The organism is Lentilactobacillus otakiensis DSM 19908 = JCM 15040, from assembly GCF_001434145.1.
GTDB classification, from domain to species: Bacteria; Bacillota; Bacilli; order Lactobacillales; family Lactobacillaceae; genus Lentilactobacillus; species Lentilactobacillus otakiensis.
In genome coordinates this window covers 197,275-222,573 of the sequence record NZ_AZED01000005.1, presented here as the reverse complement: position 1 = coordinate 222,573, position 25,299 = coordinate 197,275, and the positions used below count along the sequence as shown (strand labels likewise).

Annotated in this window: 21 protein-coding genes and 1 riboswitch; of the genes, 9 read left to right on the top strand and 12 right to left on the bottom strand. The window is 43.9% G+C overall.

Annotated elements, in window-relative coordinates; translation table 11 throughout:
• Positions 1–41 precede the first annotated feature (41 nt).
• From FD05_RS02670 to FD05_RS02660, 3 genes are all read left to right on the top strand, one after another.
• A complete protein-coding gene (locus FD05_RS02670) occupies positions 42–371 on the top strand; it encodes a hypothetical protein (RefSeq protein ID WP_020281222.1) in 330 nt (109 codons plus the stop codon).
• Positions 372–812: 441 nt separating this feature from the next.
• Positions 813–2,249 carry an MFS transporter gene (locus FD05_RS02665; protein ID WP_020281223.1) on the top strand — a complete coding sequence of 479 codons (1,437 nt, stop codon included), beginning with the start codon at positions 813–815 and terminating at the stop codon, positions 2,247–2,249.
• Positions 2,250–2,331: 82 nt separating this feature from the next.
• A complete protein-coding gene (locus tag FD05_RS02660) occupies positions 2,332–2,604 on the top strand; it encodes a hypothetical protein (RefSeq protein ID WP_020281224.1) in 273 nt (90 codons plus the stop codon).
• Between the two features lie 50 nt (positions 2,605–2,654).
• On the opposite strand, the gene FD05_RS02655 is transcribed toward FD05_RS02660, so the two are convergent.
• The 3 genes from FD05_RS02655 to FD05_RS02645 all read right to left on the bottom strand — a co-directional run bounded on the left by FD05_RS02655 (position 2,655) and on the right by FD05_RS02645 (position 8,815).
• Positions 2,655–5,378 carry an HAD-IC family P-type ATPase gene (locus FD05_RS02655; RefSeq protein WP_020281225.1) on the bottom strand — a complete coding sequence of 908 codons (2,724 nt, stop codon included), beginning with the start codon at positions 5,376–5,378 and terminating at the stop codon, positions 2,655–2,657.
• A 152-nt stretch (positions 5,379–5,530) separates the two neighbouring features.
• Positions 5,531–6,295 (bottom strand): hypothetical protein, encoded by a 765-nt coding sequence (locus tag FD05_RS02650; RefSeq protein WP_020281226.1) that lies wholly within the window; start codon positions 6,293–6,295, stop codon positions 5,531–5,533.
• Positions 6,296–6,415: 120 nt separating this feature from the next.
• Entirely contained in the window at positions 6,416–8,815 is a 2,400-nt protein-coding gene (locus FD05_RS02645; RefSeq protein ID WP_020281227.1) for a phosphoketolase family protein, read from the bottom strand.
• 220 nt (positions 8,816–9,035) lie between these two features.
• Here FD05_RS02645 and FD05_RS02640 point away from each other — a divergent pair, with 220 nt between their 5' ends.
• The 3 genes from FD05_RS02640 to FD05_RS02630 all read left to right on the top strand — a co-directional run bounded on the left by FD05_RS02640 (position 9,036) and on the right by FD05_RS02630 (position 11,378).
• Positions 9,036–9,434 (top strand): hypothetical protein, encoded by a 399-nt coding sequence (locus FD05_RS02640; RefSeq protein ID WP_051990613.1) that lies wholly within the window; start codon positions 9,036–9,038, stop codon positions 9,432–9,434.
• Between the two features lie 594 nt (positions 9,435–10,028).
• The gene (locus tag FD05_RS02635; protein ID WP_020281230.1) at positions 10,029–10,862 is read left to right on the top strand and encodes a hypothetical protein; all 834 of its coding nucleotides are present in this window, start codon (positions 10,029–10,031) and stop codon (positions 10,860–10,862) included.
• Between the two features lie 117 nt (positions 10,863–10,979).
• Positions 10,980–11,378 (top strand): type II toxin-antitoxin system HicB family antitoxin, encoded by a 399-nt coding sequence (locus FD05_RS02630; RefSeq protein ID WP_020281231.1) that lies wholly within the window; start codon positions 10,980–10,982, stop codon positions 11,376–11,378.
• Between the two features lie 427 nt (positions 11,379–11,805).
• Here FD05_RS02630 and FD05_RS02625 read toward each other — a convergent pair whose 3' ends face one another.
• From FD05_RS02625 to lysA, 7 genes are read right to left on the bottom strand one after another with little or no spacing between them, the layout of a single operon-like run.
• Positions 11,806–12,885 carry an aspartate-semialdehyde dehydrogenase gene (locus FD05_RS02625; protein WP_020281232.1) on the bottom strand — a complete coding sequence of 360 codons (1,080 nt, stop codon included), beginning with the start codon at positions 12,883–12,885 and terminating at the stop codon, positions 11,806–11,808.
• Positions 12,886–12,904: 19 nt separating this feature from the next.
• A complete protein-coding gene (locus FD05_RS02620) occupies positions 12,905–14,092 on the bottom strand; it encodes an aminotransferase class I/II-fold pyridoxal phosphate-dependent enzyme (protein WP_020281233.1) in 1,188 nt (395 codons plus the stop codon).
• Positions 14,093–14,112: 20 nt separating this feature from the next.
• Positions 14,113–14,886, bottom strand: coding sequence for a 4-hydroxy-tetrahydrodipicolinate reductase (gene dapB, locus FD05_RS02615; protein ID WP_020281234.1), 774 nt, complete (start codon positions 14,884–14,886; stop codon positions 14,113–14,115).
• 48 nt (positions 14,887–14,934) lie between these two features.
• Positions 14,935–15,849, bottom strand: a complete 915-nt coding sequence (gene dapA / locus FD05_RS02610; protein ID WP_039932896.1) for a 4-hydroxy-tetrahydrodipicolinate synthase — start codon at positions 15,847–15,849, stop codon at positions 14,935–14,937.
• Between the two features lie 28 nt (positions 15,850–15,877).
• Entirely contained in the window at positions 15,878–17,029 is a 1,152-nt protein-coding gene (locus FD05_RS02605) for an N-acetyldiaminopimelate deacetylase (protein WP_020281236.1), read from the bottom strand.
• Between the two features lie 4 nt (positions 17,030–17,033).
• Positions 17,034–17,744, bottom strand: coding sequence for a 2,3,4,5-tetrahydropyridine-2,6-dicarboxylate N-acetyltransferase (gene dapD / locus FD05_RS02600; protein WP_020281237.1), 711 nt, complete (start codon positions 17,742–17,744; stop codon positions 17,034–17,036).
• 15 nt (positions 17,745–17,759) lie between these two features.
• The gene (gene lysA, locus FD05_RS02595; protein ID WP_020281238.1) at positions 17,760–19,067 is read right to left on the bottom strand and encodes a diaminopimelate decarboxylase; all 1,308 of its coding nucleotides are present in this window, start codon (positions 19,065–19,067) and stop codon (positions 17,760–17,762) included.
• Between the two features lie 95 nt (positions 19,068–19,162).
• A riboswitch (Lysine riboswitch) is annotated at positions 19,163–19,344 on the bottom strand.
• A 188-nt stretch (positions 19,345–19,532) separates the two neighbouring features.
• On the opposite strand from lysA, the gene FD05_RS02590 reads away from it, so the two are divergent.
• Both FD05_RS02590 and dapF read left to right on the top strand, forming a co-directional pair.
• Complete coding sequence (locus FD05_RS02590; RefSeq protein ID WP_020281240.1) at positions 19,533–20,927, top strand: aspartate kinase; 1,395 nt, start codon at positions 19,533–19,535, stop codon at positions 20,925–20,927.
• A gap of 12 nt (positions 20,928–20,939) precedes the next feature.
• Positions 20,940–21,929 (top strand): diaminopimelate epimerase, encoded by a 990-nt coding sequence (gene dapF, locus FD05_RS02585; RefSeq protein WP_020281241.1) that lies wholly within the window; start codon positions 20,940–20,942, stop codon positions 21,927–21,929.
• A 34-nt stretch (positions 21,930–21,963) separates the two neighbouring features.
• On the opposite strand, the gene FD05_RS02580 is transcribed toward dapF, so the two are convergent.
• Both FD05_RS02580 and FD05_RS02575 read right to left on the bottom strand, forming a co-directional pair.
• A complete protein-coding gene (locus tag FD05_RS02580; RefSeq protein WP_020281242.1) occupies positions 21,964–22,179 on the bottom strand; it encodes a hypothetical protein in 216 nt (71 codons plus the stop codon).
• A gap of 1 nt (position 22,180) precedes the next feature.
• On the bottom strand, positions 22,181–22,771 hold the full coding sequence (locus FD05_RS02575) for a hypothetical protein (protein ID WP_020281243.1): 591 nt from the start codon (positions 22,769–22,771) through the stop codon (positions 22,181–22,183).
• Positions 22,772–22,913: 142 nt separating this feature from the next.
• Here FD05_RS02575 and FD05_RS02570 point away from each other — a divergent pair, with 142 nt between their 5' ends.
• Positions 22,914–25,274, top strand: a complete 2,361-nt coding sequence (locus tag FD05_RS02570) for an ATP-dependent DNA helicase (RefSeq protein ID WP_020281244.1) — start codon at positions 22,914–22,916, stop codon at positions 25,272–25,274.
• The last annotated feature ends 25 nt before the right edge of the window (positions 25,275–25,299 follow it).

Genomic DNA, 25,299 nt, shown 5'->3' with positions numbered 1-25,299 from the left:
TTATACACAAAATGCATTAAACTTATTACGAGGTGAAAATAATGGCAAAGAAAAACATGCGACAAGAAATCATTATTGATATGGACGAATTCATCGTCACATACGCAGCAACACTATTAGATCCAAATGAAAATCTTTCCCAGTTAGTATATAACACAGCAAAAGATGACATCACAAAGTGGGACGACCTGTTCCACGATCAAGGATTTGGAAGAAAAAACAAGTTCATCAACATCGGTAGAGGCTACTTACGCGATTCCTTAAACTTGGATGCAGAAGAGGCCGAAAAACAAGGCGACCAGTTAGCTCAAGAGGCCATTGAGTACCTGGGCAAGCACACCGACTTTTTTGAGAAGTGGAGAACAGATTAGAGTGTGACGAGACCTGGGTGGTCGCGGTGCATAAGTGGAAAATGGCTATTAATGAACGGTCTTTGTTCATTGATAGCCATTTTCTGCTTATGTGTAGCGACCAGGGTCGTCGGAGCGCATTTTAAAGGCCGAAGGGAGCTCTAAATATCATAACAAACGTGCCGCTTACGACTAAAAAATTTCTACCAAACAACACTCGACCCACCAACCAAAACTAAAAACGAGGCTGGGATAAAAGCGTAAAACCTTCTATTCCAGCCACTTTTTGTGCTCCCTTGTTATTCAGCAAAAACGTGCAACAATCGGCTGATCCCTCTTAAATTCTGGGATTAAAGCGCCTCTCGTCCCACTCTCACAAGCTTTTTCCACCAATTTCCCGAAGCTTTGCGTCATAATAGACCTGTTTAAAATTAACGCAAATTCGGAGGGAAGGTAATTCAAATGAACAACACACCTGCACAATCGACCACCCAAAAGAATGGTTGGTGGATCCTGGTTTCTATCGGCATGTTTGCCTTCATGTCGAACCTGGACTCCAGTATTGTGAACATTGCGATGCCAATCATGGCAAAGCAGCTGCACGTGCCCATGAACCAGATTGAATGGGTTGTGTACTCCTACCTGATTGTGCTGACGGCGTTATTGCTATTTTTCGGGAAATTAGGTGACATTTACGGTAAGATTAAAGTCTTCCGAATCGGGACGGTGGTCTTTTTGCTGGGATCATTCTTATCTGGCCTACAAATTAACTTCCCATTCCTGTTGGTTGGCCGATTTATCCAGGGAACCGGGGCTGCAATGACCCTTTCCAACACTTACGGCATTACAACTTCGACTTTTGGGATTAAAGAACGTGGCCGAGCGATGGGGTTTGTCGGCACATTTGTGGCCTTAGGTGCGATTGCCGGACCAGGGCTCGGCGGTTTAATTCTGTCTCAGTTATCTTGGGGCTACATTTTCTGGGTCAACCTGCCGATTGGCATCATTGCGGTTGCTTTGGGAGCGATTGTGATGCCCAAAGCTTATCAAACAGTCCCTGGAACCATCGACTGGCTGGGATTTATCAACTTTTCACTGATGATCATCGGTCTATTCCTCGGTGTCTTCATTGGCCAAGAAGTTGGTTACACCAAGCCGATTCCCCTTGCATTGTTTGCGTTGGGAATCGTTACCTTCTGGGGGTTCTTCCACACTGAAAAGCGCGCCAAAAATCCGCTGATGCCCCTTTCATTATTTAAAATCAAGCCCTTTTCATATGGGCTCGGCGCTGCGGTGCTCATCTTCTTATCGAACTTCTTCACCGTGGTCATTGTGCCCTTCTACCTTGAAGACGCTCGGAAACTAACGGCTGGTCAAGCAGGTATGCTACTAATCATCTTTCCAGTCGTCATGGTCTTTGCGGGCCCATTTGGAGGCTGGTTGGCCGATCATTTTTCACCAGCCAGAATTGCGACGGGTGGCCTGCTGATTGTCGCGGTCGCTCAGGCGATGTACTACTTCCTGACCTTAACCAGTCCGATGTGGGTGTATGTCATCATCACGATTATCATGGCCTTTGGCACTGGTTTGTTCCAGTCACCAAATAGCGATATTGTCATGTCGGTGGTCCCAAAAGATTCACTTGGAAGTGCCGGGAGTCTAAACGCCTTAGCACGAAACGTCGGAATGATTTCCGGAACGGCACTCTCAACCAGTACTTTATTCATTGGGATGAGTATTAAAGCTGGCTTCCACGTAACCAACTATTTGCCAAAACAACCTGAAGTTTTTATTTTCGGTATGCATATTGCTTTCGCAGTCTCACTGGTCATTATCCTCGGCGCCTGGGCCCTTTCGATCATGCAGGGCCGAACCGTTAAACCCGGTGATTTGAAATAGTCAATGGTGTTCATCCAACACCGTTGTTGTTAAAAGTGATATAACTGATTTATAGAAAAAATATAACTTTGGGGGTATTTGAATGAATTCTGATAATAATAAGAATCAAAACAATGATCAACGGGCAATGTGGTTATTGCCCTTACTGAGCTTGGTTACGCTGTCGATTTACTATACATCAGTCGTTAGCCGACCAATTGAATCAACCTATTTCTTCGCAATTGTCGTGCTGGTTGGATACCTGTACTTCGCTTGGGACTATTACCGCAAGCATGAAATGAAGTACATGGTGACAGCGCTAATTTCATTAATCGCAATTCCAATTTTGATCGTAATCATTAATCTATTTAGATAATATGTATAAAAAATGAGACCTGGCAAACAACTGCCAGGTCTCATTTTTGATTACTCTTTAATTTTAGTGGCTTGTCCCTTACGTTTCCGATACTCAATCCGGCCAAGCTTGATAATCTCTGTAACCACCAGTACGATAAACCCAGCAATGGTTGGAACAACCCAGCCATAGTAAAAGTTAATTGTACCAGTGTGGAAGACATCCTGCATGAATGGAATGTAAATCATTGCGGCTTGAAGTGCCAACAGGATTCCAATGATGATGAACGCCATCTTGTTCTCAAAGAAATGCTTGGAAATAATTGGATACGAATTTCGAATATTGAACAGGTAAAAAATCTTACCAAAGATAATGATGTTGACGGCCATGGTACTACCTAAAACGGCAGTCAGCACGCCGGAATCAACAAATCGGTCAAAGGTGAAGATACCCAAGGCGGAAATTAGGACGGATACGTAGGCGATTTCAAACACATCCATCTTCCCTAAGATCCCCTTGGCGACATTTCTTGGACCACGAATCATAATTGATTCTTCAGCCGGCTCGAAGATGAAGGCAAACTGAATTGTCAGGGCTGAAACAGTGTTGATCCACAGCAATTGGGTTGGGAATAATGGTAACTCCTGTCCCATAATCATACTGAGTAAAACAACCAGACCTTCAGCAAAACTGGTTGGCAAGAGGAATCGAATTGTCTTTTGAATATTATCAAAGACATGTCGGCCTTCCGCAACCGCCTCAACAATGGTGGTGAAACTATCATTCACCAGCACCATATCCGCAGCTTCTTTGGCAACGGCAGTTCCCTTGATTCCCATGGCAATGCCGATATTGGCTTGCTTCAACGCAGCCGCATCATTAACCCCATCACCAGTCATGGCAACGATCTTGTTGTTAGCCTGCTGAGCCTTCACAATTCGCAACTTGTTGGCAGGTGTGGTTCGGGCAAAGACATTGTAGCGACCAATATTTTTTATCAAATCTTCGTCAGACATCTCGTCGACTTCAGGGCCGGTGATGGCATGAATGCTTTCATCCAAATCCAGTTTACGAGCAATCGCCGCAGCGGTATCCGGATGGTCACCTGTGATCATATTAACCTTAACACCCGCACGTCGCAGACTGTGAATAGACGGAATAACTTCCTCACGAGGCGGGTCGATAATTCCAACGACACCACTTAACTTGATGCCATCATAAATCTTATCTTGATCAATCTCGCTTATGTCGGCTGAGACATCTTTGTATCCCAAAGCAACAACCCGCAATCCTTGTTCAGTTAACCCGGCAACTCGCTTATACCAGGTCTTGTCATCAAAGCTGGGATCAGTTTTCTTAGCCATATCGAAGATGGTTCCGGGCGCACCTTTTACCATTAATTCGTTATGGTCGGATTCTTTGATCAAACGGGCACTGTAACGGTACGCCGAATCAAATGGAAGTGTGTCAACTTCTTCGACTTCTGGTTCGCGTCCAATCAGCTTATGAAACAAGGTCGTCAAAGCACCATCGGTCGGCTCACCGTTTAACTGCCATTTGCCGTCAGTTTGCACCAACTCGGCATCAGTCGTTGTTCCGGCGATATCGACTAAATCACGGAAATGTTGGTCATTTTGCCAGTCATATTTTTTACCATCAAGTATAACGTCACCATCAACGCCTTTATCGCCATCTACAAACCCAATTCCGGTCACATGGTAGTGATGTTCATCAGTAATCACATCGGTAACGGTCATTTCATTCTTGGTCAAAGTTCCCGTCTTATCAGTATCAACGATATCCACAGCACCTAAGGTTTCGACGGCGGGTAAAGTCTTGACGATTGCACCCTTCTTGGTCATCACCTGGACACCTCGTGCCAACACAACCGATGTGGAGGCTGGTAGTCCTTCAGGGATTGAACCAACGACCATTGTGATGATCGCAATGGTTAGCGTAGGCAAACTGTAAATTTTGGTGTACAAACCGAGCACAAATAGCAGAACGGCAATCGCAACGATAAAGATTGATAAGTTGACACCCAACTTATTCAGGTTCTTCATTAATGGTGTCACTTGAGATTTAACTTCGGCAACACTCTGTTGAATCTGGCCAATTTGCGTTGCCTGACCGGTTGCAATCACAATTCCAACACCGGATCCCTGGGTAACGGCAGTCGAAGCATATGCCATGTTCGAACGTTCAGCTAATGGTAATTTGTCTTGATTGATTGGATCTTCGGTTTTTTCAACTGAGTTACTTTCACCAGTTAACGTTGATTCCTGCGCCCGCATATTATCTGCAGAAATTAATCTCAAATCCGCCGGAACTGCATCCCCGGCTTCAAGGTTAACCAAATCACCAACAACCAACTCACGCGCTGGTACTTCAATCTTGTGACCGTCACGAATAACATAGTTCTGACTAACCAGAAGTTCTCGGATTCTACTTAAAGCATTGTCAGCCTGCATTTCTTGGAAGAATCCAATAAATGCGTTGGCAATAATAACGATCCCAATAACCGCCGAATCTGAATAATGGTGCATGATCAGCGTAATGACGGCCGCAGCAATCAAAATATAAATGATGCTGTTGTTAAATTGAAGTAAGAACTGGAGCAGCTTACTCTTTTTCTTGGCGGTTAATTCGTTATAGCCATCTCGAGTCAGCCGTTTAGCTGCTTCTTGTTCGCTGATACCATCTTCCGCATTGGTCTGATACTTCTTAACCAACTCTTCCGTGGTACTTTGCCACAATTTTTGATCAGGAGGAACCTCGTTTGTATTGTCTGACATTACATGTATCACCTTTCTTTTTATGAAAATTAGATTCTTGTTAACAATATTATAATATATCATCAGCAAGATTTGGTAGTTAAATCACCGTGGCTAGATAATTTAATCTTTGCAACACAAAACAGCCGGCAAAAACCAGCTGCTGATCGAGCCTATTCTTTAACAACCGTCCATTCATTAATCGACTTGCCGTCATCATCCTTCAAAACCAGCCAGCTGTTTGTCCCGGCAAAGTACAAAAAGAGGCCAACTTCATTGACCGACTTCAAGACGATATCTTTGGTGGTCACAAAATTCTGAAAACTATCGGTATGTTCAGAGCGCAGTTTGAGAGCAAACTTGGCCGAAAATCCCATGGAGCCGTCTTTGTTCAAATCCGGTTGTGGCTTCATCACAGCGCCTGCCTTGATCAACATTTCGTTGCGCTTCTGCCAGTAAACAGTGGCTTTGGCGCCATCATGATCAACGTGGAATGGAATTTGACTGACCTGTTTGGTGAATTTATGACGGGGCTTACCTTTGAATTTCTTCTTGGGTATGGTGAGCGATCTAAAGCCGAGTCCATTCAAAACAGTCAGGATCATATCCCGAAATTTTTCGATAGTGGCTCTTTGACTGCCAGGAATCTTGATAGCTGGTAAGGGATCCTTTTTGAAAACACCCTTTTCAACAGCGTATTCAGAGAAGCTCTTGGCCAGATAGTCAGCTTCCTGGTCCCAAGCCGGTTCAATCCGGATCAGACCATCAGCCACCTTGGCAGCTGACGAATCATCAATACCGGCCAATTTCCCATCTTTCAAATACAAATTTACCGTGGTATCGGTCGCTTTATCAGGATTGGCCACAACCAGCCGACCCTGGCCGTCTGGTAATGTAATCACGGTTGAATCATCATTAATTTCAACTTCAAGTTTCATCTAATCACCTTTTTTTATTGTCCAACTAAATTTATCATAACATTAAATTAAAAAATAAGTTCATGATCCTCTATTTCTAAAGGGGTCATGAACTTATTTTTAATCGAAGAAGAAGTTGTGTTATTCAGTGGTAAGTTTGTTGGTTAAATTACCAGACCATTTCCAGTTTTGAACTTCTGGAATATCTGTTCCGTATTGACGGATGTAATCATGATGCTTCTGAAGCATTTGATCCATTTTAGCTTCAAATTTATCAGCTTGGGAAGCAAACTGAGTCTTGGAAATTGCATCTTTGGCCAAGTGGTAACGGTCGAGTTCGTTCAAGACTCGCATATCAAATGGCGTGGTAATATCACCGTTCTCACGATAACCGTGGAAACTGATATTGTGATTATGACGGTTGTATACCAACCCACGGAAGGTGTTTTCAAAGCCGTGGAAGGCAAAGATAACTGGTTTGTCAGTGGTGAAGTATTTGTCAAATTCATCCTGGGTCAAACCACGGCTGTCCTGATCTTCATTACTTGGACGTAATCTCAAAATGTCGATCACATTGATGAAACGCACTTTGAGTTCAGGGAATGATTCGTGCAGCATGTCAATCGCAGCTAAGCTTTCCATTGTAGCTTCGGTTCCGGCAGTCGCAAAGATAACGTCTGGATCGCCTTGATCATTTGAAGCCCAAGGAATAATGCCTAGTCCATCGTTGACCAGCTTAGTGGCTTGATCCATTGAGAACCATTGTGGACGTGGGTGCTTTGAGGCAACAATCAAATTGATCTTTTCGCGGGTCTGCAAAGCCGTGTTCATCACTGCAAGTAATGAGTTGGCGTCGGCAGGAACGTATTCATTTACTAATTCATGACCCTTTTCAGCCAAGTGACCGAGCATCCCTGGATCTTGGTGAGTATAACCATTGTGATCCTGCTGGAAGGCGTGAGAAACGTTCATGATGTTCAATGAAGGATAGTCATGACGCCATGACTGTTCATTGGCCTTTCTAAGCCATTTGTAATGCTGTGTGAGCATTGAATCGATGACTCGGGTAAATGCTTCATATGAGGCAAAGAATCCGTGACGACCGCTTAATACGTATCCTTCAAGCCAACCTTCTGCTTGATGTTCTGAAAGTTGAGAGTCAATGACCCGGCCTTCTGGTGCCATGTTTTCATCATTTGGCGTCTTAATTGGTTCTTCCCATTGACGCTTACCATAATCCAACATTGAGAAGAATTTGTTGGACTTGGTTTCATCGGGGCCAAACGCTCTAAATGAATTGGCATTGCGTTTCATGATTTCAGTGTAGAAATTCGACAAGACTTCAGTATCTTGGGCTTCTTTGTCACCAGGCTTGTCAATCTTCAAGGCAAAGTCAGCTGGATCAGGCATATCCAATTTCTTAGGGTTGATGCCGCCGTTGACGATTGGGTTCATTGCCATCCGTTGATCGCCTTCTGGTGCCATTGCCTTGATATCAGCTTTGATTGAACCATTGTCGTTGAACAAATCTTCTGGATGATATGATTTGAGCCAGTTAACCAGCAAATCCTTGTGTTCCATTTGACCGGCACTGACAGGAATTGGCACTTGGTGAGCACGGAATGAGCCGGCAATTGGATTGCCGTCAAGGTTAAACTTAGGACCTGTCCAGCCCTTTGGTGAGCGGAGAACCAGTATTGGCCAGTGTGGCAGCGTATCATCGTTGTTATCACGTGCATTCTTTTGAATACTCTTGATTTTGGTAATGATGGTATCCATTGTCTTGGCCATATCGTGGTGAACTCGAGTATAGTCTTCGGGATCGCCTTGGGTTTCAACAAAATATGGTTTCCAGCCCATGCCTTCAAAGTACTTAGTCAAATCGGCATCACTCATGCGTGACAGGATGGTTGGGTTTGAAATCTTAAAACCATTCAGATTCAGCATTGGCAGAATTGCGCCATCGTGGATCGGATTGATAAATTTGTTTGAGAACCATGAAGCAGCTAAAGGACCAGTTTCAGCTTCACCGTCACCAATTTCAACTGCGGCAATCACATCTGGATTGTCAAGAATCGCACCGGTACCATGAGCGATTGAATAGCCCAATTCGCCACCTTCATGCATTGAGCCTGGCGTTTCTGGTGCAGCATGTGAAGCAACCCCACCTGGGAACGAGAATTGTTTGAACAAACGTTGAAGGCCAGTTTCATTTTGAGCAATTTTTGGATAAATTTCACTATAACTGCCATCAAGGTATGAGTTGGATACCATGACCTGACCACCATGACCGGAACCTTCAATGTAGAACATGTTCAAATTATATTTCTTGATCACTCGGTTTAAATGGGCATACATAAAGTTCTGTGAAGCAATTGTGCCCCAGTGACCGATTGGCTTGATCTTAACATCGTCGGCAACCAAGTCCCGTTTGAGTAATGGGTTGTCACGTAAGAACAATTGACCAACTGATAAGTAGTTAGCGGCATTCCAATAGCGGTTGACTTGTTGCAGATATTCGTCAGAATCGAAGTTTGTCATATTCGTAACCTCCTGAATTTTCAGTAAGCAGACACCAATTTGATTATTGGACCGGTCCAAATTCAAATTACAAGTTAATTGTATGCCTGAGCAACTGATAATTCAATGGTTTAAGCATTGTGTTTTTTTATTTTAATATAGACAAAGTTTATATTAAACTTGTTTGTCATAGAAAAATGCATGTATTTCAATAAAACCATTCAAATTTTGGAGGACATTTATGCCAAAAAGTCGCGTATCGACATCCATGCAATTTGTCATTGCTGCGGGATTGATTTTAATTCTTGAAGTACTGGATATTTTTCTAAAGCGCACTACCCCAACTGTCAGAGCATGCGTCGGGCTATTATATTCAATCATATCAGCTGCGTTAATTGGCTACATATTAAAATCAACCAAAGTTCGCGATTATCACATCAAGTATCAAAAAGCGACAAAAGTCATCGGAATCATCTGGATAATTGCGTTACTGGTCTTATTCCTGATATTTGCCCACGTCCTTAATAATGTCATTGCCGTTTTAGACGCCAAAACGCTGATTTCAGACACCATGATGTCTTTATCAGCAGGCTTTTTTGAGGAATTTATTTGTCGCGGCTTACTGTTCAGTGCCTTTTGACTATGTTTAAAAATAATGGTTATAAATATACGCTCACTGCTTGTTCTTCGGCGCTCTTCTTTGGTGCCTTTCATCCATTAAATCTGATCAATGGACAGCCACTCGATCCAACCATTCAGTAAGTCATTTACGCATTTGTTCTTGGCATCATTCTGGCGTCCGTTCGCGCGGTAACCAATACTTTGGTCTGGCCGGTGATTCTGCATTTCTTATTTGACTGGCAGGCCGGGATGGCTGTCAGTCATGTTTTTACCGGGGTTGTCGCCTGGCCAGCCTTCCTAATTGTGTGGGGATTCTTCTTGATAGTGACACTTATTTTCCTAATTTCTTATGATCGGAATGTGAATCATTCACGACCCTTAAGCAGTTATCGTACCAGTTAATTTAGAAATTGTTCTTTATTAAGCTTGATTTGAGAAATCCATTTGTTTCGGAAAAGAGAACTTCCGGTTATAATTGAATTAAGTTATTCAAGTGATTTACCTAACGGACTTAAATAATTAAGTTGCTTTCATGATATACGATATATTTAAATATAGGTCGGGTGTCCCACAGCAACATTTCAAAATATTTTTAAAATGGAGAAACTAACTCATGAAAATTAATTTATTACATCTTTCAAAAATTATCGGTGGCATAGCTGCCATTGGTACAGCTACATTAATTGGATTAACGACCACCACCCACGCATATAGTGATTTGGGTGCAAACACAAACATTCAATATGTAAAAGTGAAGCGGCCACTCTTTACCGGCCAGTACACTAAGGTTAATGGCAGAAAAGGCCAAAAGGTCATTACCCCCAAAGGAACCATCCTTAAAGTTGAGCAAACCAATGGCAAGTCGCAGGCTTACTTAACCCGTGGTGCAATTAGTTACCAAAAACAACAACGGATTTATCAGCCCTCTCAATCAGTGCCCTATACAAAGCATTACACAACACAGTATTTCACGCCGTATAAGCTCAAATTGCCGGTTAGAACTCGAGCATTACAACTGGGCAAAGGCTATACTAACAACAAATCGGGTGATTACAAGCCAATATTTTATATCACTTTGGATGGGTATATTCAATACTACAGTACACCGCGTCTGAAACATTATAAGATTCAAAATAGCCAGGAATCATCGACTCAGACACGTGCTATTGATAATCCAATTTGGACAATCCAGCCAACAACGACAGAAAAAGTCAACACATTCAAAACTAAGGGTAATACATCATACGTTTACTATAAGAAAGGAATCAAGGGGCTCCCAGATAAAAAGGTTTCCTCAAATTATTATCGGCTGGCTATTAAAAAGTTAAACGCTCAAAATAAACTCACTCATTATGGTGATGAAGATTGGCAACTAGCAACTTGGGTAACGTACAATGTTGGTGGTCACCACTTTTATGATCTGACTGAAATCTCAAGTGGTGATTAACATCCGGAATATGAAAACGCCAATTTTTGAAATTTCATATAATTGATGAAAAATAAAATCGGATCTTAAACTCACCTATTATCGCTTTCTGTGGAATCACAACTGGAGGCAATTACAATGAAGTACCTATATTTTGCGTTATTCACTAAGAATTCAGACGACCAAGTTGAAGTTAACTTTCCCGATTTTGATCCCCATGTAGTAACTTTTGGTGATAATATGTCTGATGCTCTTCACATGGCCCATGACGCTTTAGAGGGATATCTGCTCACAGTACAAGATTATCATGATGCCTTGCCGACCCTTTCTGATCCCCAAAACATCCCCCATAGTCAAAATCAATTGGTTATTCCAATTGAAGTGGACACGACTATTGCTAGGGAACGGGAAGAAAATGCAAGTGTTAAAAAGACGCTTACCATTCCTAAGTACCTTAATGACCTGGGCAACCAACACCACATCAACTTTTCTGCAACGCTTACCGATGCTTTGAAAGAAAGGCTTGGTGTATCGTAATTAAATAAATTGTCTCTTCATCCTCACCATAGTCAATACTGTGGTGTTTTTATGTAAAGATCTCAGAAAACGCCCCAATCTGAACTAAAAAAAACACGCGCCAGAAGGAGAAAGTATCATGACCCAGACTGATGATTTGATTAAAAATTTATGAAGGAACGCCCCGGCTTGGAAAAGAAGATGCTTACTATGACCAGCAATTTGATTATGCCACAGCAATCATTGACCTCCGGAAGTCACTCAATCTAACTCAGCAGCAATTGGTGAAACCTGAAAATTCATTCTTGGGTTTTGCTTTTTTTATGTAAAAAAGACCGACCAATTCGAAAAATGGTCGGCCTTTTGTTAATTTTTGAATTATGTGTGAATCAAATTTCTATTTCATGTAGATTAGGACAGCTCCGACGCAACTGATGCTAGTCGCTCACTATCCCAAGTACGGGTCATCCGGCACTCTAACCAAATCATCGGCAACCAAACGTTCCGCAATCTGGACAGCGTTCCAAGCAGCACCCTTCAATAGGTTATCGGAAACAACCCACATGTTGAATGCCCCTTCGTTTTCGAAATCGGGACGAACACGACCGACGAAGGTGTCACGCTTGCCTTCAGCCTCAATTGATTGAGGATAAATTTGGTGGGCAGTGTCGTCTTGTAAGACAACGCCATCTGCACCATCCAAGACAGCCTTGATTTGATCAGCAGTCGCAGTTTGGTCAGCAACTTCAAAGTAGACTGACTCACCATGGGCAATTCGAATTGGTACTCGGACACAAGTTGCAGTTACTTTGATATCCTTGGCATCCATATCATCAAGCATAATCTTCTTGGTTTCATGAATCATTTTCCACTCTTCATGAGTGTAGTAACCGTCGGATTCAAAAACATCGATCTGCGGTAAGAGGTTAAAGGCCATTTGGTAATGTTTCTTGTCACCCTTGGTAGGCAGGATCTTTGGATCAGTTGGTTCGCCATTCAAAACTTGTTGAGATTCTTCCATCAACTCATTCAGTGCTGATTGACCAGCACCAGAAACAGCTTGGTAAGTTGAAACAATGACTTGTTTCAAACCGTACTTCCTATAAATAGGGTCGAGACAAACCACCATTTGAATCGTTGAACAGTTAGGGTTGGCGATAATGCCGCGATGATTGTAAAGCGCCTTTTCGTTAACTTCAGGAATGACCAACGGAACTTCTTTTTCCATCCGGAAAGCACTGGTGTTATCGACACAGACAGCGCCACGTTTAACAGCTTCCGGCAGGAATTTCTTAGAAGTTGAGCCACCAGCTGAAGACAGAACCAAATCAATCCCGTTGAATGAATCCGGGGTGGTTTCTTCAACCGTGATATCTTCACCACGGAACTGCAGAACTTTACCTGCAGAACGTGAGGAGGCCAGCAATTTAACACTCTTAACTGGAATGGTTGATTGCTCTAATTGTTGAATCATGCGGGTTCCAACAGCTCCCGTAGCACCTAAAATTGCGACGTTAAACTCTTTCATCTAATGAATCCCCTTTTCTTTATTTCGTTAATTCAAGTAAATAACTGTTCATTCGATCCATTGCCAACTTGATGTCGTCATCAGAAGCGGCGTATGACATCCGGATCCAACCTTCACCGCCGGGACCAAATGCTGATCCTGGAGTAACACCAACTTTGGCATTCTTAGCCAACTCAGTCGCAAATTCGACTGATGTTTCGTCTATTGTATCAGGAATTTTGGCAAAAATGTAAAAAGCGCCTTGAGGCATGACAATGTGCATCCCCATTTTCTCAAGTCGATCCGCAATGTAATCCCGACGTTTATGATAAGCAGCCCGCATTGGGATTGGATCATCAAGACCATTATTCAAAGCTTCAGCAGCAGCGTATTGGGCTGGGTTGGAAGGTGCAGTCACCACGAAGGCGTGCATCTTGGAAGCATTGGTCACAAAATCCTTGGGAGCGGCAATATATCCGATACGATACCCGGTCATTGCGTGGGATTTAGATAAACCATTGATTAAAATGGTTTGCCCTGGAATCATAGCAGCGATTGAATGATGTTCCACACCATAAGTCAATTCACTATAAATTTCATCAGCCAACACATACATCTTGTGTTGAGAAATAATATCAGCCAAGGCTTTAAGTTGGGCCTCTGAATATTCAACACCAGTTGGGTTGGAAGGATAATTCAAAATAATTGCTTTAACACTGTCCCCGTTTTCATCAAGGACTTTTTGCAGCTTCTCAGGAGTTAAGACAAACCCATCGTCAGAAGTATCAATTGTGATCAGCTCAGCCCCAGCCACCTTGATGATTGGGAAATACAGCGCAAATGCAGGTGTCGGCACGATGACTTTATCACCAGGATTCAAAATTGAAGTCAACGCTGAAAAAATAGCCTCTGTAGCCCCAACGGTGACAATAATTTCGGATGCTGGATCATAGTAAACACCCGTCCGTTGTTTGAGATAATTGCTGATACCAGCACGTAATTCGGCAATCCCCTTTTGAGCAGAATAGTGAGATTTATTTTCCTCAATACTCTTAATGGCAGCCTCCTTGGCATGTTCCGGAACATCAAAGTCCGGTTCACCAATCGTTAATTTAACGATACCGGGGATCGATGAAATCTCTTGGTCAAATTCACGAATCCCTGAAGGGCCAACTGCGTTCACGTTTTGATTTACTACTTCTGAAAGTTTGCTGTCTAACTGTGGCATATTTTCCTCCTGAATTTTAATTACATAATGTTTTCCAAGCCGACGATCAATTGAGTTGCTTTGGCAGCTGCCGGTACAGCCAGTTCAACCCCACTCATAAATGAGCCGCGGTCAAACGAGTCCTGCCTGATGGTTAATGCTTCACCTTTGCTGCCAAATAAGACTTGTTCATGGGCAACATACCCTGGCAGACGCACGGAATGAATTTTGATACCATCGTAATCACCGCCACGGACACCCTTTAAGGTTTCCTCAGTGGTCGGAGCATCCTGCTTGCCACGAACTTCGGCAATCATTTTAGCGGTTGCCAATGCGGTCCCTGAAGGCGCATCCAGCTTGTCGTCGTGGTGCATTTCAATGATTTCAACACCTGGCATGTACTTAGCGGCTTCTTTGGCAAATTTCATTAACAAGACCGCTGAAATACCAAAGTTGGGAGCAAGAATGCCGCCAACCTGTTTTTCTTCTGCCAACTTGCTCAGCTGGGCAACCTGGTCATCGGTCATCCCCGATGTGCCAATGACTGGATGAATGCCGTGTTCAATCGCAAATTTGGCGTTATCAAACGCTGCACCTGGGACTGTAAAATCAATCCAGACGTCGGCGTCTGTGTCGATATCGTCCAAGTTTGCAAACAATTTGACCCGATCGTCCATCCCCATCCCTTGGAGATGAACCGTGTCAATTCCAGGGTTGTAGGCGCCAACCAATTCAAAATCGTTATTTTTATTGACCATCTGAACGGTCTTTTGACCCATTGAACCCATAAAACCAGCGACTAAAACTTTAATCATTGAGAAAAACTCCCTTGTCTATGTTTATCGAATTCCAAATCAAGCGGATTAACTGTGTGCCATTTCAGTCCCGTCCACCGGAATGTCTTCCAAGCGTTTAACCCCTAATTTTGCGGCCAACGTGGCTTTCTCTTCGTCGTTTAACGAAAGAATTGGAAGACGGCAGTCACCGGCACCAAAGCCTTGAACGTTCAAAATAGCTTTGATACATGATGGTGATGGGTACATGAACAATGCTTGAACTTTAGGTGTTAAGAAACGCATCATATCACCAGCAGTCTCAACATCACCCGATTCAAGAGCATCGTACATCTTCCGCATTTCTCGACCATAGATATGGCTGGTAACTGAGATCACACCGTTGGCACCAACTGCTTTGGCAGACAACGCCTGGGCATCTTCACCGGTGTAGACGTTAAAATCATCAGGGGTGTTTTGAACCAGATATTCCAAGTCTTCCAATGAAGTACATTGTTTAACACCAGCGATGTTGCTGTTGTGTGATAATTCAATCACCGTGTCGTTCGCCATGGTGACGCCGGTTCGACCAGGAATATTGTAAATGATCAACGGAACTGGTGATTGTTCTGCGACAGCGGTGAAGTGGGCAACCATTCCGCGTTGATTTGGTTTGTTATAGTATGGCACAACCACGAGCGCGTAATCAATGCCGGGGATATTGCCAACTTCAGCAGTTAGCTGCACCGTTTCAGCAGTGTTGTTGCTACCGGTACCGGCAATAATGGTGCCTCGGCCAGCAACGATTTGTGCGAAACGGGTGTAAAGCTCAATCTTTTCATCATGACTCAAAGTTGGTGTTTCACCAGTCGTTCCGCCGATGACAAATCCACGGCTGCCAGTATCAATTAAATGGTTGGTTAATTTTTCCAAACCATCAAAGTTGATATTGCCGTCTTCACCAAATGGGGTCACAATCGCTGTCATAATATCTGCACTAATCATAAGAATCCCTACTTTCTTTTTTGTTAGTTTAATTATTCATCCTGTATTCAAAAAATCTGGTAATCGAATTAATGCCCTTTGGAATTGACGATTCTTTGGGGTTCAAAGTTGCCGAGTGGAGCTGTGAATCATCGTCGACCCCCAGCCAAAACATGGTTCCGGGAATCTTGGATAATAGGTAACCGAAATCCTCGCCGGTCATTGCCGGTTCAGTTTCAACAAAATCGGTTTCCGGATCCTGTTTGGCAAATTCAATGAAGCGTTTGGTCAACTCATCGTTATTTTCAACCGGTAAGTAGCCGCCTTGGTTAAAATGAATGTCCACTTCAGCACCGTAGCTGGTTGCAATGCCATTGGCGACCATCTTCAGTCGATCAACAATGTGTTCAATCATCTTTTGAGTCAGTCCGCGAATGGTGCCTTCGATCCTGGCTTGACCGGCGATGACGTTTCGGATCGTACCTGCGTCCAATTTGCCAAAGGTAATCACACCGCCTTCGATTGGGTTAACACTTCTGGAAACAATCGTCTGCACCTGACCGATAAATTCGGCTGCGGCAACCACCATGTCGTTCGCATTTTGTGGATATGCCGCGTGGCCGCTTTTGCCAATCAGGTCGACATTAACTTCAGTGGTTCCGGCAAACAAAGTTCCCATCCGGCAGCCAATTGCACCAGCAGGTAGATCAGGATTGTCGTGGAGCCCATAAAATTCATCTGGCCGCCACTTTCCTTGAAATACGCCTAGTTCATAAGCAACCTTGCCGCCGTTTTCACTTTCCTCGGCGGGTTGGAAGAAGAAAATCAGGTTATCAGCTGGCTGATGCTCGGTAAACCAGTTCAGAACCCCCAGTGCGACGGTCATATGAATGTCATGACCACAGGCGTGCATCACGCCAGGATTTTTAGATGAAAATGGTAATCCCGTCTGCTCGGTAACCGGCAGCGCATCGATATCGGTACGATAACCGATTGTCCGCTTGGGATTGGAACCATTCACGTACACCAACAGTGCGGTGGGCAACTTAGGAATTTCTTTTATTTCAATGTATTGTTGGTTGAAGGATTGAATGGTTTTCAACAGGTAGTCATGAGTGGTGGTTTCGTGCATCGCCAACTCAGGATACTCATGCAAGTGCCTGCGGATACCAATTAATTCTTCCTTAGTTAGTTGAGTCATTGAATCACAACTTTCTTAAATCGTCTTCCAAACCAGTTTCTGAGGTTGTCTTTTCGTCAACATCCTTAACTTTGCGAGCAGGTACGCCAGCAACCACCGTATGTGGGGCAACGTCTTTGGTGACAATCGAGCCTGCCGCAACAACGGCGCCTTCACCAACATGAACGCCTTCAATGACCACGGCATTGGCACCTACCAAAACATTGTCATCAATCTGAACCGGTTTGGCAGAAGCAGGTTCGACTACTCCGGCCAAGACAGCACCGGCACCGATGTGGGAATGCTTCCCGACAATCGCTCTGCCGCCCATGACGACCCCCATGTCAATCATGGTGTCATCACCGATTTCTGCGCCGATATTGATAATTGCACCCATCATAATCACGGCGTTGTTTCCTATTGTAACGTGATCACGAATGATGGCGCCTGGTTCAATCCGGGCATTGATATCTTTAATGTCTAACAATGGAACAGCGGAATTTCGGGAATCAGCCTCAATTTCGTAATCATCGATGGCCGCCTTGTTCTTCTTGAGAAAACGTTTGACGTCTTCCCAATCCCCAAAGAATGTGGCCGTGTGTTTTTCAGCAAATGCTTTGATTGATTTGGGAAACTTGATGTCCTTGATTGTCCCTTTGAGGTAAACCTTGACTGGGGTTTTCTTTTTGGCATTCCCTATAAAATCGATGATTTCGCGTGCGCTTAATTGTTCCATTACTATTCTCCTTCGTTATTCGAATTCTTCATCTAGTGATAGTAAATCTTCAAATGTTTCTCGTCTAATGGCAACTTGTGACTTGCCATTTTCGACAAATACAACAGCTGGTCGTGGATTGCGGTTGTAGTTGGATGCCATTGCGTATCCATAGGCACCGGTGTCCAACATTGCCAAGACGTCGCCGGGCTGGGTTGCTGGCAAATCTTGCTTTTGAATCAGGATGTCACCAGATTCACAATACTTGCCGGCAATTCGAACCGTTTCTTTGGTAGGAGCAGTTGGGTTCTTAGCCAAAACTGCTTCATACTTGGCTTGGTAGAGTGCTGGGCGAATATTGTCACCCATGCCGCCATCAACTGTGACATATGATCGAATGCCTGGAACATCTTTACGACTGCCAACTGTGTATAAATTGTATCCGGCAGGACCGGCAATCGATCGGCCGGGCTCAATCCAAACGGCAGGCATTGGCAGGTTGGTTTCTTCTGTCCGCTTCTTGATTGCCTTCACGATTGCATCAACGAACATCTCTGGTGCAATTGGGTCGTCTTCTTCGGTGTACTTAATTCCAAAGCCACCGCCGACGTTGACAACCTTGGCAACATACCCGATTTCCTTATTCCATTCGGCTAAGGTATCGATCAGCTTCACAGCTGCCATTTCAAACCCTTTGACTTCAAAAATCTGTGAACCAATGTGGCAGTGGATTCCCAACATGTTCATGCGATCGTCTTCAAGGACCAAGCCAAGTGCTTTGCGGGCCTGACCGCTTTGAATGTCAAAGCCAAATTTACTGTCAACTTGGCCGGTTTGATCATATTCATGAGTATGAGCGGAAATTCCCGGTGTCACTCGCAGCATCACATTGATGTGTGATTCTTTGTCGGCCAGAACTTCCTTCAGCAAATCAATTTCATGAAAGTTATCTAAGATAATGACCCCGATTTGATGGTCAACGGCCATTTCCAATTCTTCCCGTGACTTGTCATTTCCATGGAAACTAACCCGCTCCATTGGGAAGCCTGCCTTGATCGCCGTGTATAACTCGCCGCCGGACACAACGTCGATGTGACCCTTTTCCTGATTAATCAATTGGAACATGGCAATGCAGGCGAATGCTTTGCTGGCATAACTGACTGCGAAATCGACACCGTTATCTTGGAACACCTTTTGGAAATGGTGAATCTGGTCGCGGATGGCTTTAACATCGTAAACCACCAATGGTGTTTTGTACTGCTTGACGAGATCCAGTGAATCCACTCCCCCGATTTGTAGGTGTCCCGCTTGATTGGTTGATAACTGGTCAATTTGATTGCTCATGTCTTCTCCTCCAAAAATTATTGAAATAAAAAATCTCTTCATTCGGCGAACGCCGAACAAAGAGATTCAGAATTTTAAAATCATATTCCGTATCATTTGTCGTTAGCGCCCCGCAGCCGACTTATCCGCCGCGACAGTCCATAGCCTTTTAAGCTAAGTCCCAGCGCGCCAAGTGCTACCTCACATGGTGCTTCGGCAACCGCCCCTTTCATTAGCTTCAAAGTTCAGGTAGGAACTCCACTAATTACTGATGTTGGTTGCAACCTCTAATGATTTAATTGTCACAATTTTATAATGATTCTCATAAAGTGTCAATAGTTTTAACGACGCTTTTGTAAATTTATGCAAACACAAGTCGACAAACGACTGACTCTTGCAAAATAATTCAAAACTGCTAAAATTCGTTTTAACAATCTCTAATCGAATTGTTAATTAATGGGAATAGCCAGGGAGTGAAGGAAAGTTATGAAAGTCGTTAAGTTTGGGGGCAGTTCCTTAGCGGATGCCGCCCATGTTCAAAAAGTGATCAACATCGTTGAAAGTGATCCGGAGCGAAAAATTGTCGTCACTTCTGCACCAGGGAAAAGATTTGCGAATGACATCAAGGTGACTGATCTGCTGATCAAATACGCCAACGCCATCATCAAGGGCATGGATGCCAAACAGATTGTTGCTGACATCTTTGCCCGCTACCAGGAAATTGGCAAAGGTTTCGGCGTTCCACAAACCGTTCTCAATGATATCAAAGACAAGTTAAACACCCTGCCGAGCAAATCTTACCCTAATGACGACTACCTGATGGCAGCTTTCAAAGCTCATGGCGAGCGCCTCAATGCAGAATTATTTGCGGCCTGCTTGACTCAAACTGGCACTAAAGCACGCTTTGTTGATCCCAGTGAAGCTGGCATCCTATTGAGTGACGACCCCAATGGCGCAACCGTCCTGGAACAGACTTACACTAATCTCACCCAACTAAAATATGGCGACGAAAAACTCGTCTTCCCGGGATTCTTTGGCTTTACAGAAGATGGCAACATCGTCACGTTTGCTCGCGGCGGCTCAGACATTACTGGATCAATTTTGGCTCGTGGCCTTCACGCTTCACTCTATGAAAACTTCACAGATGTTGACGCAATCTTTGCGGCTAATCCCAAAATTGTTCCTGATGCCCGACCGATCCACAAAATGACTTTCAGAGAGATGCGTGAACTTTCCTACGCTGGCTTCTCAGTGTTCAACGACGAAGCAATCATCCCCGCCATTCAAGGGCAGGTTCCAATCAACGTGAAGAACACCAACAACCCAGAGCTCCCAGGAACTTTAATCGTGCCGGAAAAAGACTTTACCTCCAAACGACCAGTCACCGGTATCGCAGGGTCCAACCGCTTTTCAGCCCTTTATCTTCACAGATACCTGCTGAACAAGGAAGTTGGTTTTACCCTTAAAATTTTACAGATCCTTTACAAATATGGCGTTTCATACGAGCATATGCCATCAGGAATTGATGATTTGACGATCATATTTGACCGTAGTCAGCTGGACAGTGATACAATTAAAAAAATGTGTCATGACATTCAGGTCGAGCTCAACCCAGATACATTGGATTGGATTGATGACTACGCGATCATCATGGTGGTTGGTGAAGGCATGCGGGCTCGAGTTGGAACGATTGAAAATATCATCCGGCCACTTGCCGAACACGACATTCCCGTCCACATGATCAACCAAGGTGCTTCCCGAATTTCAATTATGCTGGGAACCCGTCAATCGGATGCCGATGCTGCTGTTAAATACATTTACCAACATTTTTTTAAAGAAAATCCTTCCGTTAACCAACTCGAATATCAGGCGGAAGTGTAAAGGAGGAGCGTTATGGTTCAATTATTAAAAGTCCATGGGTCACAAAATAAATTCTTTATTTTGGATCAAACTGAATTACAAACTAAGTTAAGTCAACCAGAATTGGTGGCTTTGGCCAAACACATTACTGAACCTGAAACTGGGCTCCTCAACGGTGCCGATGGACTGCTGGTCATTGACAAATCTGATCATGAAGGCACGTTAGGCAGCATGCAGGTCATCAACACTGATGGCAGCATTGCTTCAATGTGTGGCAATGGCTTACGAACCGTGTCGCGTTATCTTTCCGATAAATTTAACAAAGATGCCTTCAAGGTTGAAACCATGGACAGTGACTTACATGTTCACCGCGAAGCAGACCTCGCTGACAACGTGCCAACATTCAGTGTTGAAATTTCGCCTGTGACGTTTGCTAAGGAGACCCTCCCCTTTGATAACTTGGGAACTGATACCTTGATTAACAAAGCTGTTCCAGCCTTCGCACCAGGGCTCAAGTTTACCGCCATTTCAGTGCCAAATCCTCATTTGATCAGCTTTGTCGATGACGACACAATGCACTCAAAAACATTGGGTCAACTAGGCAAGATGCTCAATGAACCCAACGACTATTTCCCAGATGGCGTCAACGTGAGCTTTGCGAAAATTCTGGACCACAACACTTTATTTGTTCGAACTTATGAACGGGGAGTTGGCTTCACCAACGCTTGTGGCACCGGAATGTCAGCGACCAGCTTGGCGTTCTGCTTAAATCATCCGGAAATGGCTGATTTTGATGAATTGATTTCCGTGTACAATCCAGGTGGGATGGTTAAAACTCGTGTTCACAGCCGAGATGATACCTTCTCAATTGATTTAATCGGAAATGCAACATTCACCCACAAAATCGAGATTCCTGAAACTGACCTGCATGCCAATGATTTGGATCATGCAGAAATTACGGAAACTGATGAGCAACCAGCTTATCTGCGTTTTGTAGAAAATTTGAAGAATCAAACAGTCTAACAAATTAAAAAATGATTCGGCCAAAAGTGCCGAATCATTTTTTTTGCTCATATTTCCAAGTCTCATGAATCAATTGATTAGCCATGACCTTACAAATCATCTCGATCAACTGATCTTGCATAAAGGTGGTTGCGTCAAAATCCGCGGATTGACCATTGATGCCAACAATCTGCATCCCGGCAGTCTGAATCTCAATGTTATATTTGGCGAAGGTCTCAACAATTACCCGAAGCTTTTCTTCGTTCAACATTTTATTGGCCTCCCAATCTCAATTTTAACCGCCATTCGTCTTGGCGAACCTGGCTTTGCTTCAGTCGTAGATCCATGTATGGTGCTACCGACAACAGAAAATCCTTCACGTCTTCATAATGGGCCTTGCTGGAAAAATAGTGGTTAGCCTTGCGTTGGGACAGCTTGTCGATCTTTGCCTGCAGCTGGTTTAAATAATCTTCCACCAACTGAATGGTGTTCTCACGAATGCTGGCAACATTAGCAATTTTTTCATCAGCCGGATCTTCAATTTCCAATTCGTCCACAAATTGATAACCGCTCAACTTGTCATCCAAGTTCACCAGTTCCAATTCATGATCGGCGACTGCTCGTTCAAACAATCGAATATCAGTCTGATCCAAATATTTCGGCAGGGCTTGTCCACTCATTTTCACCATCAAAATCGCTTTTCGGGCGATCCCCTGACCAAATTTGATGTGAATCACAAAATTCTTCTTGCCAATGTAATTCACGTTGTCCAAAATCAATTGCGGGTTATGGGTCACAACCTCGCCAATCGCAAAATAGGTTTCATGTTTTGTTCGGTAAACCTCACCAAATTTTGGTGTCACAATCCCACATCCTCTCGCAATTACTCATACTCACAATTTTACTTTACTTGTGGATTTTTTCAAACCGAGATTTTCCAAACATACGTTCAATAATTTTGTATAATAGACGTTAGATATTTCGAAATGAAAGGAGGGGTTGGGTATGGCCGTGCATCAAGTCGGCATTCGAGAATTAGTGGAATTTTTGCTGCGGACAGGCGACCTCAGCCCGGTCCTTAGCAGTGAAAACACTGCTCAAGAAGGCAGCCGGATCCACCGCAAAATCCAGCACAGCCGACCGGCCTCCTATCAATCAGAGGTGGCATTGAAAACATCTATCCAGTATATGGACGACGAATATGTCATTAGTGGCCGAGCAGACGGCATCGACGAACGTGATGGCAATCCACTGATCGAAGAAATCAAAACTTCCGACCTGGAATTCAAATCTATTCCAGACTCCACATTGCAGCTCTATTGGGGTCAGGTCAAAGTTTACTCGTACATCGTCATGCATCAAGCCGACATCAAATCAGTCGACCTCCAGTTGACGTACGTCCAGACGCCGGATGAAAAAATCACCACCAAGACCCAACTTTTCACTAAAACGGACTCGGAACTTTTCTTTACAGCACTGGTAACTGAGTTCGAACAGTGGATTCAACTGCGCCATGATTTGGATGAACGCCGAATCAATTCAGCCAAACAATTAAAGTTCCCGTTTCCCGATTACCGGCCAGGCCAACACAAGCTGGCGACGAACGTCTATAAAACGATCCTATTGGAAAAGCACCTCTTCGTTGAGGCCCCGACTGGAACTGGGAAGACTATCTCAACGCTGTTTCCAGCTATTAAATCAATGGGCGAACAATTAATCAATCGGATCTTTTATTTTACGGCCAAGCAAAGCACCCGCCATGTTGCCGAGAACACCATCTCAATCATGGCGCAACAGGGATTGACGCTCAAAAGCATCACCCTAACGGCCAAAGACAAAATTACTTTTCCAACTGAAAAAGAACTCCCACCCGAGAAAAATCCGTATATGGTGGGTTATTATGACCGGGTTCGCCCTGCCATTAAAGATATCATTCAACATGAGGATCAAATTACCAAGAACACGATCCAAGAATACGCAGAAAAGCACAAAGTTGACCCCTTCGAGTTTTCACTCGATGTCAGCTTGTTTTGTGACGTCATCATTTGTGATTATAACTATCTGTTCGACCCCCAAGTCCACCTCCAACGGTTCTTTTCGTTTCCTGACCCAACCAACTGTTTCTTGGTGGATGAAGTCCACAATTTAGTTCAACGATCTCGAGAAATGTATTCAGCGACCTTGGAATCCTCACCAATTAATCCCCTACTGGAACAGTTGGTTAAACATAAGACATCCAACCAAAAGGTGATTAAACGACTGGAATCCTTAAAACGTTCATTCAAGCGTTACAGTAAGCCAGCCGCAGAAGTTGTCGATAAACAGATTGCCCAACTAGCCCCGCTGGATAATTTCAACAACACCTTAGAAAACTTAATCGAGACGATTCATCAATGGCTGGCTACTCAAACACCAAGTGATACCGTTGATGCAGTCGTTGACTACTACCTGCAGTGCCGGCGCTATTATCTCATCAGCACATTTTATGACGAAACCTATCGCACCCGGATCATTATCGGTGATCATACGATCATCTTCCGCCAGTTCTGCATGGATCCCAGTAAGCAGCTCAAAGCGAGTCTGAATTTAGGACGAGCAGCGATTCTGTTTTCGGCAACTTTGAGTCCGATGCCCTATTATCAACAAGTATTGGGGGACGAAGACGACAGTCTCGGCATGATTTCCCATTCGTCATTTCCACCAAAAAATTGTCAGGTCGTTATTGCCAATAATATCAACACCTTGTATGCCAACCGGGAAAACAGTTTGCAACCAATTTGCGACAACATCTTCACGATGATCAGTCAAAAATCTGGGCATTACATGATGTTTTTTCCTTCGATGGCCTATTTAAACGCCACTTTAAGCAAATTTGTCGAGTTGCATCCAGACGTGAATGTGATTAACCAGAAACCAGACATGGATAACGCTGCCCGAACTGCATTTCTCGACGCTTTTCGAACTGACGATCATCAGACGAAAGTTGGCTTTGCACTGCTTGGCGGTATTTTTTCGGAGGGAATCGATCTCAAAAACGACCAACTGATCGGCGTTGGAATCGTGAGCGTTGGACTGCCTGGAATGAACAAAGAATCCGATCTCATCAGAGACTATTTCGACTCCCTAAACGGCCAAGGCTTTTCGTTTGCTTATCAGCTTCCCGGCTTCAACAATGTCAGCCAAGCAGCCGGCCGAGTGATTCGGACCGATGACGATAAGGGGGTCATTGTTTTAATGGATCAACGCTTTAATCAAACCCGTTATCGGCAAATTTTTCCGCAGAATTGGACCAATATTAAAGTGACCAATAATGCTGCCCAACTCAAAAATGTTCTGCAAAACTTTTGGCGGAATGGGAATCAGTAAGCGTTCTCGTGCCAAAAAATGCGAT